Origin of the sequence: Nesterenkonia ebinurensis, from assembly GCF_008711175.1 — a bacterium.
Lineage (GTDB): Bacteria > Actinomycetota > Actinomycetes > Actinomycetales > Micrococcaceae > Nesterenkonia > Nesterenkonia ebinurensis.
Window position 1 is genome coordinate 1 of the sequence record NZ_VWNF01000017.1, and the last position, 15,130, is coordinate 15,130.

Annotated in this window: 13 protein-coding genes, 3 pseudogenes and 1 other annotated feature; of the genes and pseudogenes, 15 read left to right on the forward strand and 1 reads right to left on the reverse strand. The window is 54.3% G+C overall.

Features of this window, described 5'->3' with window-relative positions; genetic code table 11:
- The 15 genes and pseudogenes from F0311_RS07395 to F0311_RS07465 all read left to right on the forward strand — a co-directional run.
- On the forward strand, window positions 1–127 hold a 127-nt coding region (locus tag F0311_RS07395; RefSeq protein WP_150460242.1), incomplete at its 5' end, for an L-serine ammonia-lyase, iron-sulfur-dependent, subunit alpha.
- Between the two features lie 41 nt (window positions 128–168).
- Window positions 169–552: a glycine cleavage system protein GcvH gene (gene gcvH / locus F0311_RS07400; protein ID WP_150461312.1), complete on the forward strand. Its 384-nt coding sequence runs from the start codon at window positions 169–171 to the stop codon at window positions 550–552.
- A 138-nt stretch (window positions 553–690) separates the two neighbouring features.
- On the forward strand, window positions 691–1,020 hold the full coding sequence (locus F0311_RS07405) for a hypothetical protein (RefSeq protein WP_150461313.1): 330 nt from the start codon (window positions 691–693) through the stop codon (window positions 1,018–1,020).
- Window positions 975–1,106, forward strand: a sequence feature (AL1L pseudoknot). It overlaps the preceding gene by 46 nt.
- 46 nt (window positions 1,107–1,152) lie before the next feature.
- Window positions 1,153–1,446 carry an IS3 family transposase gene (locus F0311_RS07410; RefSeq protein WP_150461314.1) on the forward strand — a complete coding sequence of 98 codons (294 nt, stop codon included), beginning with the start codon at window positions 1,153–1,155 and terminating at the stop codon, window positions 1,444–1,446.
- A 271-nt stretch (window positions 1,447–1,717) separates the two neighbouring features.
- A complete protein-coding gene (locus F0311_RS07415) occupies window positions 1,718–2,941 on the forward strand; it encodes an IS110 family RNA-guided transposase (protein ID WP_150461315.1) in 1,224 nt (407 codons plus the stop codon).
- 82 nt (window positions 2,942–3,023) lie between these two features.
- Window positions 3,024–3,161 (forward strand): annotated as a pseudogene (locus tag F0311_RS18435) (IS3 family transposase); the annotation flags it as partial.
- Between the two features lie 102 nt (window positions 3,162–3,263).
- Window positions 3,264–4,414: pseudogene (locus tag F0311_RS07420) on the forward strand (IS30 family transposase); the annotation flags it as partial.
- A 113-nt stretch (window positions 4,415–4,527) separates the two neighbouring features.
- Window positions 4,528–4,743, forward strand: coding sequence for an integrase core domain-containing protein (locus F0311_RS07430; RefSeq protein WP_191089802.1), 216 nt, complete (start codon window positions 4,528–4,530; stop codon window positions 4,741–4,743).
- A gap of 457 nt (window positions 4,744–5,200) precedes the next feature.
- Complete coding sequence (gene solA / locus F0311_RS07435; RefSeq protein WP_223881198.1) at window positions 5,201–6,295, forward strand: N-methyl-L-tryptophan oxidase; 1,095 nt, start codon at window positions 5,201–5,203, stop codon at window positions 6,293–6,295.
- A gap of 30 nt (window positions 6,296–6,325) precedes the next feature.
- On the forward strand, window positions 6,326–7,333 hold the full coding sequence (locus tag F0311_RS07440) for a tripartite tricarboxylate transporter substrate binding protein (RefSeq protein ID WP_150461320.1): 1,008 nt from the start codon (window positions 6,326–6,328) through the stop codon (window positions 7,331–7,333).
- A 56-nt stretch (window positions 7,334–7,389) separates the two neighbouring features.
- On the forward strand, window positions 7,390–7,890 hold the full coding sequence (locus tag F0311_RS07445) for a tripartite tricarboxylate transporter TctB family protein (RefSeq protein ID WP_150461321.1): 501 nt from the start codon (window positions 7,390–7,392) through the stop codon (window positions 7,888–7,890).
- Between the two features lie 40 nt (window positions 7,891–7,930).
- On the forward strand, window positions 7,931–9,481 hold the full coding sequence (locus tag F0311_RS07450) for a tripartite tricarboxylate transporter permease (protein WP_223881199.1): 1,551 nt from the start codon (window positions 7,931–7,933) through the stop codon (window positions 9,479–9,481).
- 56 nt (window positions 9,482–9,537) lie between these two features.
- Window positions 9,538–11,235 carry a gamma-glutamyltransferase family protein gene (locus F0311_RS07455; protein WP_223881200.1) on the forward strand — a complete coding sequence of 566 codons (1,698 nt, stop codon included), beginning with the start codon at window positions 9,538–9,540 and terminating at the stop codon, window positions 11,233–11,235.
- Window positions 11,236–11,341: 106 nt separating this feature from the next.
- A complete protein-coding gene (locus tag F0311_RS07460; protein ID WP_317982581.1) occupies window positions 11,342–13,108 on the forward strand; it encodes a gamma-glutamyltransferase family protein in 1,767 nt (588 codons plus the stop codon).
- Between the two features lie 50 nt (window positions 13,109–13,158).
- Window positions 13,159–13,860 (forward strand): GntR family transcriptional regulator, encoded by a 702-nt coding sequence (locus F0311_RS07465; RefSeq protein WP_150461324.1) that lies wholly within the window; start codon window positions 13,159–13,161, stop codon window positions 13,858–13,860.
- 1,161 nt (window positions 13,861–15,021) lie between these two features.
- Here F0311_RS07465 and F0311_RS18440 read toward each other — a convergent pair.
- Window positions 15,022–15,130, reverse strand: a pseudogene (locus tag F0311_RS18440) (IS5/IS1182 family transposase); the annotation flags it as partial.

Genomic DNA, 15,130 nt, shown 5'->3' on the forward strand with positions numbered 1-15,130 from the left:
TGATGGTGAACACCGGGTCAGCCTAGATGAAGTCATCACCACTATGCGCCAGACCGGCAAAGACATGTCCCATAAATACAAAGAAACCGCCCTAGGCGGCCTAGCCGTCAACGTCATCGAATGCTAATCCGCGGATTACCCACACAACTCGTATCGGAGGAACTGTTCATGAGTGCTATCCCGGAGAATCTGAAGTACACCGAAGAACACGAATGGATCGCTGAGAGGGCAGAGCCAAGTGTGGTGCGTATCGGCATCACTGACTACGCACAGGACTCCTTGGGTGAAGTGGTTTACGTGGAGTTTCCTGAGGTAGGTCAAGAGGTCAATGCCGGGGATGCCGTTGGGGAGATCGAGTCAACCAAGTCCGTGGCTGATATCTACACCACGTTATCTGGCGAGGTGGTACGTCTTAATGATGGTCTCGAGGATTCTCCCGAGACAATCAACGCTGACCCCTACGGGGCTGGTTGGCTCTTCGAACTCAAGGCGTCGGATCAGGACTCCGTGGAGCTCCTTACCGCTGAGGAGTACGTGTCTTTCACTGACTAATAGACACCTGCCCTGCATCATCCATATCCATCACCACGAAGGAGTGCCCTTATGTCCATGACCCCCGCCCAGCAGGATGTTAATTCCGCCCCGCTTTCTGTGGTGGATCTGGTGTGATCTAACCAGGAGAATGAGATCATGCCAGCACGTTCCCGCTATGACCCCAAGACCCAGGCCCGAGGGGTGCGGATGTATGCCGACCGGCTCGAAGAGGCTGATGGGGTCTCAAAGGCTCAGGCCCGCCGTGAGGTCGGCGAGGTACTGGGCATCAATCGAGCCACGTTGAAGAACTGGATCGTCCGTGACCTCGAAGCACCAGGGCACTCACCAGCCGAAGTCAAAGAACGCGACGCCGAGCTCACGGAGCTGAAGGCCGAGAATGCCCGGTTGAAGCGGGCGCATGAGATTCTGCGGACCTCTTCGGCTTTTTTCGCCGCAGCGGAGCTCGACCGCAAACTGGGACGATAATCGCCTATATCCGCCAATACCGGCACCGGTTCGGGGTCGAGCCGATCTGTCAGGTGCTCTGCGAGCACGGCACTCAGATCGCCCCGTCCACTTTCTACACACATCAGTCCCGCGGCTTTAGCCTCACTGACCGTGAACTCGCTGATGCCTACGACGCCAACACTTTGCACACTCTCTGGGCGAAGAACAGGCGTCTATGGTCGTCGGAAGCTGTGGAAAGCTGCACGTCGCGCTGGACTGGATTGGGGCCGGGACCGGGTTCAGCGGCTGATGCGCATCGCAGGGATCTCCGGTGTGCGCAGGGCCCGGCGGCGCACCATCACCACTACCGCGGACCCGAAGGCGGCTTGGCATCCTGATCACATCCAGCGGCTCTGGCGCTACCCGTGGCGGCCGGATCAGTGGTGGGTGGCTGACTACACCTAATGGGGGTGTCGAGGGTCCGGTTTCCTCGATCTGTGACTGGTGGGGTCCACTGAGATTTCACTGTCCCGGCTGGGCGAGATGATGGGTGTGAGCCGCTGGCAGGTGTCCGCGTATCTTGATCACGCCGGCCTGTGAGAGGCCTCAACATAGACGCTGGCTCCGCCAATTGCAGGGAACCCGACGGCTTGTGAGATGCTGCACCGCTGAGTGCTCTCCATTAGGTTGCTGCTCGTTCCTCCGGGCTCGTCCAGGCCAGACGAGAGGAAGTTCCATGGAAATCTATTGCGGAGTCGATTGGGCCGAAGCCCGCCACGACGTGACAGTCATCGACCAGACAGGTAGGGTCCTGGCGCAGCAGCGAATCAGTGCCGATGCCGCTGGCTTGAGGGTCCTGCTGGAGTTGCTGGCTGAGCAGGTAGGCGAGGTACAGTCCGTGCCGGTGGTGATTGAGACGGATAAGAATCTCATCGTCGTCGGCTTACAGGCAGCTGGTGTGAGGGTCCACGCGATCAACCCTCGTGCTTGTGTCCGTTACCGGGAGCGGCACTCTCAGTCGGGCGTCAAGTCCGATCCTGGCGACGCGCTTGTCCTGGCAAACATTCTGCGCACCGATGGCCACCTGCACCGGCCTTTGCCTGAGCTCTCCGATAGCGCCCGTGCAATCAAGGTGCTGGCGCGCCAGCACCAGGAGGCTATTTGGGCGATGCACCAAACCACGTCCCGGCTACGCTCGGTGTTGCTTGAGTTTTATCCGCAGGCCCTTGACGCGTTCCCGAATTTGCAACACCGTGCGGCGCTGACCTTCCTGGAAGCTGTTCCCTCACCGAGGCGCGCATGTCGACTGACGCTGTCACAGACGGTCTCGCTGTTACGCGCCAGTGGCCGCGGTAATCGTGCGGGTCTGGCTGAGAGGATCCGGGTGACCCTCCGGGGGCCAGGGATCGAGCAGCCCGAACCAGTTGAAGAGGCCTTGGCACTTACGGCTCAGACACTGGTCGGACTTCTGCACCAGATGCATAAAGGCATCGCTCGACTTGAAGAAGCACTCGACACTGCGTTCGCGGCTCATCCTGCGGCGAAGACGATGCAGAAGGTCCTGGGACTCGGTCCAGTGACCGGGGCGCGGATACTTGCCGAGATCGGTGATGATCCGGACCGTTTCGCTTCGGCCGCGAGCCTGCGAGCCTACGTCGGTACCGCCCCGGTCACCCGGGCTTCAGGACGCTCACGCTACGTCAAGGCGCGACGAGTGCGGAACAAGCGACTCGCTGACGCGTGCCACTGGTGGGTCTTTTCAAGCCTTACCCGCTCAGCGGGAGCCAGAGCCCACTACGACCGGCGCAGAGCCGCCGGTGACCATCACAACGCCGCCCTGCGTCATCTTGCCAACAAACTCCTCGGCCGCCTGTGGTGGTGCTTGCAGCACAACATTGATTGGGACCAGAGCGCCGCATGGCCCTCACCTCAGCCTACCTCGGTGGACCTAGCAGCTTGACGCCTCACTGGCGTGGGATGTCTACGTGAGAACCACCGTGGGGTTCTGTTACGTCAGCTTCATCACCGATGTGTACTCGCGGATGATCCTGGGCTGGAGGGTCTCGACATCGCAGTCGACCCCGCTGGTGGCCTCCGCGCTGGAACAGGCGCTGTTCACCCGCCGCCGGACACGGTTCGAGTTCACCGCCCAGGGGCTCCTTCACCACAGCGACGCAGGTAGCCAGGCCGTATTCAACTGGTGGTCGCAACACCTACCTGATGGAGGTGTTCGATGGGAGTCAAAGAGAAGTAAGAGAAGGGTCCAGGCTTACAGAGGTCAGATCATCTCCCCGGGGCGACAGACTGTGGCGTGGCGAGAAGATCGGGTTCGGTTCTGGGAAGCTATCGCAGCTGGCGCGAAGACTCGAGAGGCCGGAGAAACGGCAGGCGTTTCAGAGCCGGTAGCTCACCGCTGGTTCCCGCATGCTGGAGGAGCGAATCCGCAATTGGCTCCGACTGTCTCGGGGCGGTACATCTCCTCCTCAGAACGAGAGGACATTGCCCTTTGGCGAGCCCAAGAGGTCAGGGTCCGCGAGATCTCTCGGCGGCTGAGCCGGAGCCCTTCGACGATCTCACGGGAACTGCGGCGCAACGCCTCCACCAGGACCTATCAGCTTGAGTACAAGACCTCGACGGCTCAATGGCATGCCGAGCGACGTGTACGGCGACCGAAGGTCGCGAAGATGGTCGCCAATGAGCGGCTGCGTCGGTATGTTCAGGACAAGCTCAGTGGTGAGATCGTCACCACAGACGGTGAGATCGTCGGACTTGCCGGGCCGGTCTGGGACGGGAAGAACAAACCGCACCGGGGTGATCGTGAGGGGGTGACGGCCTGGAGCCCTCAGCAGATCGCTAAGCGGCTGCCTCTGGAGTTCCCAGACGATGTCACGATGAGGATCTCTCACGAAGCCATCTACCAGGCACTCTACGTCGAATCCCGCGCAGGCCTGGACCGTAAGCAGTCATGGCATCTGCGCAGTGGCCGTACCAAGCGGATGCCCCGAGCACGAACACGCCAGCAAGCATGGGCCACGTCACCGCAGACACCGAGCTCGATAAACGCCCCAAGGAGGTCGATGACCGCAAGATCGCAGGCCACTGGGAAGGCGATCTGATCATCGAGCTGAAGCGTTCCGCGGTAGCGACCCTCATCGAGCGCACCACCCGTTACGCGATGCTCGTTCACCTGTCCCGGCAGGTCGGCTACGGGATCATCGCGCCCAAGAAGAACGGGCTCGCGCTGGCAGGCTATGGAGCGCTGACGATGAAGGATGTCCTGGTCAACGCCATGAGCTCAGTACCAGCATCACTGCGCCGTTCGTTGACCTGGGACCGAGGCAAAGAGCTCTCAGCTCATGCTCTCTTCACCGAGGAAACCAAGATCCTCGTCTACTTCGCCGATGCGAAAAACCCATGGCAGCGCGGCAGTAACGGGCACCGGTTGAATACGGCCAATTTCGTTCCAAGAAGTTCCTCCGCGCCCTCGCTCACCACGTGCTTCTCGGGTCGATGGGCAGGGTCGGTGCTGCCGGGGACAACTCGCTGATGGAGTCAACCGTAGGCCTGTACAAGACCGAGGTCATCGACCACCAAAGGCCCTCATGGAACAGTTGGCGACAGGTCGAGACCGCCACCGCCGAGTGGGTCCACTGGTACAACCACCAGCGGCTGCACTCCAGCATCGAAGACCTTCCATCAGAGGAGTTCGAGCTGATCTACTACGATCAAACCCGAGGACTCAGCGAACCCGCTGCGGCCTAAACCAGCCCTCCATCACTTCCAGGCCGATTCAAGGGGCTTCCAGCAGGTACGCTACACAGGAGCGCGTCCAGGCTCATAAAGTTGATCACTCCCCCCAAATGTTCTCGTTGAAGCTATTCATTGTTTTAAGGGGCACTACTGATGAACTGGACCGAGGCTGGCCAACAAAACACAACCGGGTCTCGGATGTTAGTAGGAGCTGGGAGCGCTGTCTCAAGTTAAGACGTATCGGTTGGAGAACGACGAGTACAGGGAGCTAACCGCCGTGCGTTACTGATGTTCTACGAGGTCCCCGCACGGGTCCAGTGCCTCTTTACGACGTCGTAGGCATTCTTAACCTACGAGTAACAGAACATATACAAAAAGGAAATCACCGGCATGATTGTATTGCAAATGAGAACTTCAGCAGGAAAGTAGAGCCAGGAGGGGCACAGTGGGAAGACCTCGCGTAGCTGTAGTGGGCGTAGGAACTATGGGATCGCAAGCCCTCTGGCAACTAGCTACCCGTGGCTGTGACGTCACAGGCTATGAGCAGTACAACTTAGCGCACACTCAAGGAGCAGCTGGGGGCGAGACGCGACTCTTCAGAACGATTCAAGTCGAAGACTCGGGGTACGTGCCAATTGCTAAACGAGCAGATGAGATATATCGCCAACTTGAAAAAGAGTCAGGCAAGAGAATACGAGACTTAACGGGTGCGCTCATCATGGGCTCGTCGTCGAGCGGCGATATGAAGAGTGCGATTGACGCTAGCAATGCGAATCCCGACGGAACAGAATTATTTTCTCGGAAAGAATCAAAAAAGAAATTTCCGGAATATGAACTCGATAAAGATGATATATCTATATTGGATAAGGGTGGCGGAATAATATACTCAGAAAATGCCATACGGCAGGCAACGGGCCTTGCGGTAAGTTCCGGGGCGAAGCTAAGAGAAGGAACGGTGGTACAGGCTTTAGAAGAAACGTCGCGTGGGGTCAAGGTGGTCAGTACTGAAGGTATTGAACAATATGACAGCGTCGTTGTAACCACAGGTGCGTGGATGGCTCAGATCGTGCCGGAAGTTCAGGACTGGATACGTCCCCGGCGTCTGGTGTCGATGTGGTTTTCTCCAAAGAAAGAAAGAAAGCTGTCAAGCATGCTTCCCTATCTTAGAGTTAGACCTACCTACTCGTACGGGTTGCCAAGCCCCGATGGGAAGAGCATGAAGCTGGGCCTGGAGACGAGTGAAGTTGATGAGGTGAAATTCCCTCAAGGGAATGAATACATCGTTCCGGATTCGATCTATGAGGAGTTTAGTCGTTTGATCGAGTCATACCACCCGGCTCTCAGCCACGGACCCAAGAAGGTGCAAAGCTACTATGAATCATATACTCCAACTGAATATGAATATATAGGACCTCATCCTGAATCAAATAAAATACTAATAGCTTCTGGATTTTCCGGTCATGGTTTTAAGTTTTCGCCAGCAATTGGCGAAATTATATCCGACTTAATAGTAAAGGGAGAAACAGAACATAATATAGAGTTTATAACTAAAATACAAAGTTAACTCGCACTAGCGCAAGGACTAGAAAAAATTATGAAAAAAATTAAGATTTCCTACAGCTCGGTCGCGCTGTGCGCGTTGGCCCTGGTTGCATGCGGATCTGATATTGGTGGGCAAGGACTTGACCAGACGGGTAATGGGAATGGGGAGGAGTTTCCATCAGCGTCCATTGACTTTATTGTTCCATTCCCCCCGGGCGGAGGCGGGGATTTTACAGTCCGTTCATTCCAGCAGGAACTGCAGGATGAGTTGGACATAAGCATTGCAGTTGAGAATCTCGGCGGCGGGGGCGGTGAAGTTGGAACTACCCAACTCGTGAACCGTGAGGGCGATGGATACTCTGTGGGGTTGATCAGCAACTCTGCAGTAACGATCTTTCCGAACATGCGAGAGACAGCTTATGATTATGAGGATTTGCAACCTGTGGCGCTCGCTTCGACAACACGCTACGTGTTGCAAGTTCAAGACGATAGCGAATGGAATTCCGCAGAAGAGTTCCTCGAGTACGCGGAGTCGAACCCAGGCGACATTACCTACTCTACTTTTGGAGCAGGGTCAATTCCACACCTTGCGATGGAAATGCTGGAACTCGATACTGGACTTGAGTTTGAGGCAGTGACCTATGAGGGTACGGGGCCGGCCCTAACAGCACTCATGAGTGGGGAAGTCGACGCTGCTATTACTCCTGCCGTTGACCCAGAGGAGGGTCGTGTGCGCTCACTATTCAGCTTCAGTGGAGAGCGAGGAGAGACTCCTGAAGAGATTCCGCTCTTGCAAGAATTAGGCATAGACGTGGGCTTGGACAATCTGAACGTTGTCATGGCCCCGTCAAGTGTTGAAGATGATAGGATCGCGATCCTTGAGGAAGGACTTGAAAGTGTTCTTGGTCAAGAATCCGTCATCGAGGCATTCGCCGAGTCCGAAGTTGAGCTTTCTTTCGTGGCGAGGGACGAGATACGGGCGATCCTGGATGAGGAGTACGAGATGATGGCGGAGCTACTCGACGAACTTGGGTTATCTGAAGGTGACGATTCGGATTGATCGATCATCACACTAGCGATTACAAGTGCTGCTGTGCCAGGGGCTAAGGGTGATTTATGAGAAGAGAAGAGGATTCTGTCGGAGAGAAGAAGGGTGAGTCTAATGCTACCCCGTCGATAGGTAACAGACTTGCGTCTCTGACAGTACTGACGGGATTGTTTGCTCTGGGAGTTCTGTACCTCTTCTCTACGTATCAGTTAGAGAATGAAGGGGCATTTGGCCCTGGAACTTTTCCAACGCTCCTTGGATACTTGTTGGTTACTTGCAGCATCCTGGCTGGTGTCGAGGTCGTTATACGAGCTCGTGGAAAACATGATCTGGGGCAAATCGGAAAAGTTCTTGGAGCAGTCGGCCTCAGTATTGCGTTCGTGATCTTATGGGGTCTGTACTCGCCGCTCTTCTATCTCTACGGTTGGGCCTACCTCCTGCTAATGATGGTCTGGTTAGACAGAGATCGCCGCAGAGCTAGCGCCCTCGCGCTCAAAGTTGTGGTTTCTGTTCTTTTTATTTTGTTTGTATACCTATTCTTTGATGTTGGCCTCGGTGTGAGATTTTAAATTATTTATGTTTCTTATGTGATTAAATGATAAGGTGAGCATGGATTTAAGTAATATCGATTTTTCTGTTATGTTCAGCATCGAGGCCTTGCTTGCCGTCCTCGTCGGGACGCTCATTGGACTTATAGTCGGGGCCCTGCCTGGACTTGGTGCAGTCGTTGCTCTCGTGCTCATGCTGCCCTTTACCTTTGTGATGGACCCTCTTGTAGCTGTGTTGCTCCTACTGGCTACTTATCAGGCGTCCGAATATGGTGGCTCGATTTCCTCCATCCTTCTTGGAATCCCGGGAACAGCTTCAGCCGTAGCTACTCGAGATGATGGGTACGGTATGGCGAAAGCAGGAGCGCCTGGGAAGGCACTAGGTATATCTCTGGTCGCGTCTACTATTGGTGGCATTGTTGGTGGGTTAGTGCTGCTCTTCATCTCGGCTCCTGTCACGACAGTCGCATTGCAGTTCACAAGCACGGAGTTCTTTCTTATTGCTGTACTTGGACTCGTTGCTGTCTCCATCGTGACGGCGAAGAATGTGATCCGTACAGCTATGTCTGTCCTACTGGGCCTTATGGTCAGCACCATCGGACTAGACATGTTTACAGGACAAGCGCGCTATACAGGGGGAATGCCGGAATTGGTTTCGGGTGTTTCACTTGTCGTTGTCATGATCGGCGTGTTCGCGGTATCTGAGGTCTTACTGATGATCCGGGAAGGGGCTGGTCGTTCAAAACCGGATCTCTCAACAGGAACTTCTGCGAGACTACCAAGGCAAGACTTCGGACGCTTAGTGCGTCCAGTATCGATCGGTTCCGGTATTGGTTCCGTGGTTGGGATATGGCCAGGGATGGGCGCCGGTGTGGCGTCTTTCTTCTCCTATAGTGTCGCGAAGAGAACATCTAAACGCCCTTCCGAATTTGGCAGCGGCAGCCTCGAGGGTATTGCAGCGCCAGAGTCATCGAATAACGCTGTGGTTGGAACATCCATGGTTCCACTCTTAACACTTGGCATCCCTGGATCGGCCGCTACGGCTGTCGTGCTGGGCGCGTTTGTGTTGCAGGGGATACAGCCGGGGCCTTTCCTCTTCGACCGTGAGCCCCAACTCGTTTATGGAATACTGTTCGGATTCCTCCTAACGACGGTGGCACTTTTTCTGGTAGGCATCTCCTTGACTCCACTCTTCGCTAGAGTTCTTATGGTTCCACAATATATTTTAGTTCCTTGTATCCTATTATTATCTATTCTAGGCGTGTATGCTTCGTCTGCAATAATGGTCGAAGTATGGCTTGCACTTGGTTTGGGAATTATTGCATTTTTGCTTCGACAGTTTGATTATTCATCTGCCGCATTCTTGCTTTCTTTTATCTTGGGTCCATTAATTGAGGAGAACCTGCGTCGCACTCTTGTCGTGTCTGGAGGAGACCTCTCGATCTTTATTACGAGACCATGGTCAGCATTCTTCGTTGCCCTTATGGTCCTGATGGTCGTGCTCGTGGGGATTGACATCCTCAACCGGCGGAAGAGGCGGAGCGTCCCCACTGGTAGTGAAATGCAGGCCCCGTTGATACATGACAATGAGAAGGAAAGGAGAGAAACATGAGCAGCGAGAAGTGGGTGCCAAGGACAATGCGTCCCGAGTTGACTGGGTCAAAATACATGGTCTCGAGTGGACATTACTTGGCATCAGCCGCTGCAGCCCGAATTCTTGAGAGGGGTGGGAATGCTACGGATGCTGGGGTGGCCGCTGGACTGTGCCTCAACGTTGTCCAGCCTGACTTGACAAATCTAGGTGGGGTGGCTCCCATTTGTGTCTTCCAAGCGGGCACACGCTTGGTCTCTACCATTAGCGGCTTGGGGACTTGGCCAGAGAGTGTCAATGTTGAGTTCTTTCGACGTGAGCATGGTGGACGTATTCCCGCGGGGATACATCGCACCGTCGTTCCCGCAGCGATCGGGGCTTGGCTCGTCGCTCTTGAAGAGTTCGGTTCACTTTCCTTCGCTGAGGTAGTTGAGCCGGCAATTGAGCTTGCGACTTATGGATTTGCGGTTAGTGCAGTGATGAGTGACTCTCTGTGTGTCCCTGAAGACCTTGTCAACGTTCGATCTTGGCCTGGGAACGCGAGCCTTTTCCTCGATGCTGACGGGAACCCTCCCGAGGAGGGCTCTCTTTTCGAGCAACCAGATCTTGGTAGATTGTTGGAGCGATTGGTTGATGCAGAGCGGAACTCTAACAGTCGTGTGTCCGGAATCCGGGCTGTGTACGATGAATTCTATCGGGGTGCCATTGCAGAAGAGATTGTGGACTTTGTGGTGCGTTCAGGGGGATGGCTTTCATTCGGGGACATGGCTAATTTTCGTCCCGCTGTAGAGCCGGCGATTTCAACGTCCTACCGCGGCTATCAGGTCTATTCATGTGGAGCTTGGTGTCAGGGGCCAGTGGTGCTGGAGACTCTGAACATTCTCGAAGGGTTCGATATCGCTGCCCTGAACCCAAGAGGGGTAGAGTATTACCATCTCGTGATCGAGGCTCTGAAGTTGGCCTTTTCCGACCGGGAAGCGTATTTTGGTGACCCAGACTTTGTTACTGTTCCGCTTGATGGTCTTTTATCTAAGGAGTACGCGCATAACCGAAGGTCTGAGATAAGCGAATCTCGTGCCATACCTTTTATGCCCCTGGCCGGGAACCCGTGGAAATTCTCGGCTGAATCGCTCTATAAAGAAGCTGGCGCTGCGGCTGCATCTCTCTCCGCACAGACAGGGAGAGTTGAGCCCGATACCAGCTATGTATGCGTTGTGGACTCGGATGGCAACGCATTTTCCGCCACGCCGAGTGACCCCGCTACGATTTCGCCCGTTGTTGAGGGTCTCGGGATTTGTGTCTCTGGGCGCGGTATGCAGTCATGGACTGATCCTCGTCATCCGTCCTCTATTGAGCCTGGTAAACGGCCAAGGCTTACACCTAGCCCTGGCTTGGTTGTTAGCTCAGGGGAGTTCGTTATGCCATATGGCACTCCGGGATTAGATGTGCAACCCCAGGCAATGGTGCAGTTTCTCCTTGGTGTTTTGGACTTTGAATTTGATATTCAGGAGTCTATTGAGAGTCCGCGGGCGGCGAGTTACAGTTTTCCACTTAGTAGCGACCCCCACCCATATGAACCTGGCAAGCTTCGAATAGAGAGCCGAGTTGGCAATGAGGTTGTGGAGGGTCTGCGTTCGTTGGGACACGATGTTGAGCCGTGGCCGGAGTGGACTGGTGTTGCTGGCTCTGTGAGCGCGGTCTTGAGAAACCAAGTTACTGGACGAGTGAGGGGTGGAGCGGATCCCCGTCGAGTCGCGTATGCGACAGGGTGGTAAAGAAGCCTAGTCGTCGCTAAGTAATTGTAAGGGAGTGCAGAGGAGGAGTTCGATCTTGGGCAACAGAAGCGTTCCGACGCGTCCGACGCTCGAAGGGCATTTTGGAATGGCAGCGTCGACTCATTGGCTGGCGTCAGCTGCAGCACAGGCAGTTCTGGAACGTGGAGGCAACGCATTCGATGCTGGTGTAGCGGGCGGGTTCGTTCTTCAGGTTGTAGAACCGCATCTGAACGGTCCAGCTGGCGATATGACAGGCATTATTTTTGTCTCCAGCGGCAGCGCCGAAACGAAAGTTCTCATGGGGCAGGGCACGGCTCCGAGATTAGCGTCTGTTGAGTATTTTCAATCATTGAGGCTAACGCGAGTTCCGGGTGCTGACGACTTAGCTGCTGTTCCGGGTGCGACAGACGCCTGGCTAGTCCTCTTACGTGACTATGGAATCTGGCATTTAAGGGATATCCTTCAATACGCTATAGATTATGCTAGGAATGTGTTTAATCTTTTGTCAAAGATTAATTCAATAATCCACAGCGTACGAGAGTTGTTTTTGCGTAATTGGCCAACTTCTGCTGACTTGTGGTTGGTTGAAGGAGCTGCTCCCAAGGCAGGAGAAGTCATCAGTAACGTCGCGTTTACGGAAGTACTGGAGCATCTGATTTTTGTCGGGAAGAATGGCACCTCGCGCGTAGACGAAATTGAGTCAGCGCGGTTGGAGTGGAAATCTGGGTCTGTAGCTAAAAGAATCGTTGACTTTGGTTCTACTCCCCATATGCATCCGGATGGAAACAAATACTCAGCGGTAATCGGTGAAGATGACCTTGCGGAATTCTCGGCTGGCTTTGAAGAGCCGTGCGTCTCATCGTTCCGTGGTTACACGATTGCGAAAACTGGACCCTGGGGGCAAGGCCCCGCTCTTTTGCAGGCCTTAAAGATCCTCGAGGGCTACGATGATGCTGAACTTGACCCAAGCAAGGCAGGGGGAGTTCATCTTGTATTGGAGGCGTTTAAGCTCGCATTTGCGGACTGTGACACTTACTACGGCAATGGTGATTGCAGGCTGGAGTATTTGCTCTCTGAAAAGTACGAGCAGGAGCGACGCGGCCTCATAGGTGAACAAGCGTCTTTGGAGTTTAGGCCCGGGAACGTTCCGGGCGCCAGGAAAGTCCTTCCTGAGCTGAGGGAAGCGGATGAGGACTCCGGAGGTTCGGCGATTACAGGAGAACTGACCGTGTCAAGTCACGGCGATGCAAGGGGAGATACGTGTCACATAGATGTTGTGGATCGTTGGGGAAACATGATTTCTGCGACACCATCTGGAGGCTGGTTGCAGTCCTCACCAGCAATTCCCGGATTAGGGTTTGGGGTTGGGACACGACTGCAAATGACATGGTTGGACCGACACCATTCTTCTGCCCTAACTCCTGGTGAGCGTCCAAGAACTACATTGACGCCCACAATGGTGTTGAAGGACGGGGAGCCGATTATGGCGCTTGGATCGCCAGGTGGCGATCAGCAGGATCAATGGCAACTGCTCTTCCTCCTTCGTGTTCTTGTTGGGGGCCAGGATCTACAGGATGCGATTGATGCACCTGCTTTCCATACGACTTCGATGCCGAGTTCTTTCTGGCCGCGTACGTGGGCACCTGGCGGCGCAGTGGTGGAGGACCGGGTTGGAGAGGATTTCATCCAGGAGCTAGCGTCTCGAGGACACCTGATCTCTCGAGCGGGGGATTGGTCGCTTGGTTGCCTGTCGTGTGTCACGCGAGACCCTGCTAGTGGTGTGGATGCGTGCAGCGGCGAATCCAAGAGGTTCCCAGGGGTATGCAGTTGGACGATGATGAGCGAGATGGGAGAGTTGGCTGATCGTGAATAGTTCTAGAATGGGACACTCATCATGGTTGCGGCGCATCAGGGGATGGGAATATGTCTGATTCAATGGCCTCTGCAGTCACCAAAAAGATACGTGCGGATATCATCCGGGGAGTGCTTAAGCCTGGACAGCGCCTTCGTGAAGCGTTTCTTGCCGAACGATATGAAGTTTCGAGGATTCCCATCCGTGAATCTCTCCGTTCACTTTCTACTGAGGGTTTGGTTGACATCAGGCCTTACGCTGGGGCTGCTGTAGCCGAGATCCCAGAGGACGATGCTGAGGATCTGTTTGACATCCGTATAGAATTAGAGGGGGCTACTGCGCGCCGTGCTGCAATTCGGGCGCAGGAGCAAGTGAAACGAGGAGCACCGGATGGCACATGGTGGACGGTTCGAAGAGAAATTGGGGAGATACTCAGCGAAGGTGAATCTGCGATCTCAGCGAACCAGCTTGACCGTCTTATTGATCTCAACATGCGGTTTCATCAATCGATCGCTCGACTGAGCGACAGCCCCTCGTTGTTGGCTCTAATCGAACAAATATCTGGTAGAATAGAGTTATTATATGCGATGAACGTTATTGATCGTGGTCGTGAATCTTGGTTTGAGCACCATGACGTAATTGCTAAGATAGATGCAGGAGACGAGAAGGCTGCCCGCGCATTAATGCGCCGTCACGTTGAGCGGTCTAAGGATTGCTACTTCGAAGCTCTTTCGCCATCGGTATATGCTGAAGAGTCACCTAGCTCCGCATAGGTGCAAGAGTAAGTTGATGCAAGATGTGCTTAGTGGTTTCAGAATCCAGGCGTTCTGCTCTGTGTTGGATCAATATTGGCAGCATTCTCGGGGACCAAGGTGGGTTGTTGAAAGATTCATTGGGTCATTTTGTTTACTATGTAGCTAACCCCTGTTAGTTGTACTGCTAGTATCTCGATCAAATCTTCATCTTATTGCGTCTGTATATTTCCAATATCAATTCTGAAAATGTTGGATACCAGTACCCCTGTGCGTTATAGGTAGCACAGATCCAGTTGCAGCGGTCCTTGATGTGCACTATTTAGTTCTGCAAAAATTTCTATGATGCTCAGATATTAATTATCATTAAATGTTGTGATATTAAGGTATATATTCAGTATACAGTGAGAATGATTGGAGAGCCTATGATCTCTATAATACTTATATTGATAGAGACTGTATTGTGGAAGTATCGTCTTTTCAGTTCTCTAAAAAATGCGCTTGAACTCTGTCGTACTCCTAGTTCTGAAGATAGTTTTCATGCCTATTGTTGCTTGGAGTATCGCGCATTTTTGTAGCGGGACTGGATGGCCGTGACCTTCTCGGGGTCGTTGCCATGGTTGCGTTGCCTCCGGCTCAAAATGTCTATCTGTTCGCCAGTCATTACGGGCTTCCCGTAAGTATTCCGAAGGATGTGATACTTTTCGTCCTAATTGTATCTTTCTTTACTGTTGCGTTGGCTACTGTAAGTATCGAGTGAGTTGATCTTTATTTGCTGAAATGAATGCAGAATCTGCTCTTATGACGTCGTCGTGATTGATTCGGGATCGATGGGTGGTGCTGCGGCTCGGGAGCTTGCTGAGCGGGGTGGGCCTGGAGACCTATTAGCCCGGCCACGACCAGGGTTCAGCTCACGGCGGCACCCGGATCATCCGACAGTCCTGCTTTGAGGATGCGGCCTATGCGCCGTTGCTGTTCTCCACATATGAGGTGTTTCATCGTCACGAGGAGGACTCCAGCCGCAACCTGATGCGGCTCTGCGGGGATCTACATCGGCGATCCGGAGTCGAAGACCTTCGCCGGGTCCAGGGCTGCCACGCAGCAATGGGACCTGGAGCATGAGGTGCTCACCGCCGCCGAGATCCACGGCCAATTCCCCACCTTAGAGCGTGCGCCGGTAGGTCATGGTTGGCGGGCTGGGCGGGTGTCCCATCGGTGGGTTGTCCAGGCGGTTCGGGTAAGGCATCGGATGATGATAGCGGCATTGGCCAAGGCGATCAGCGCGTTGATA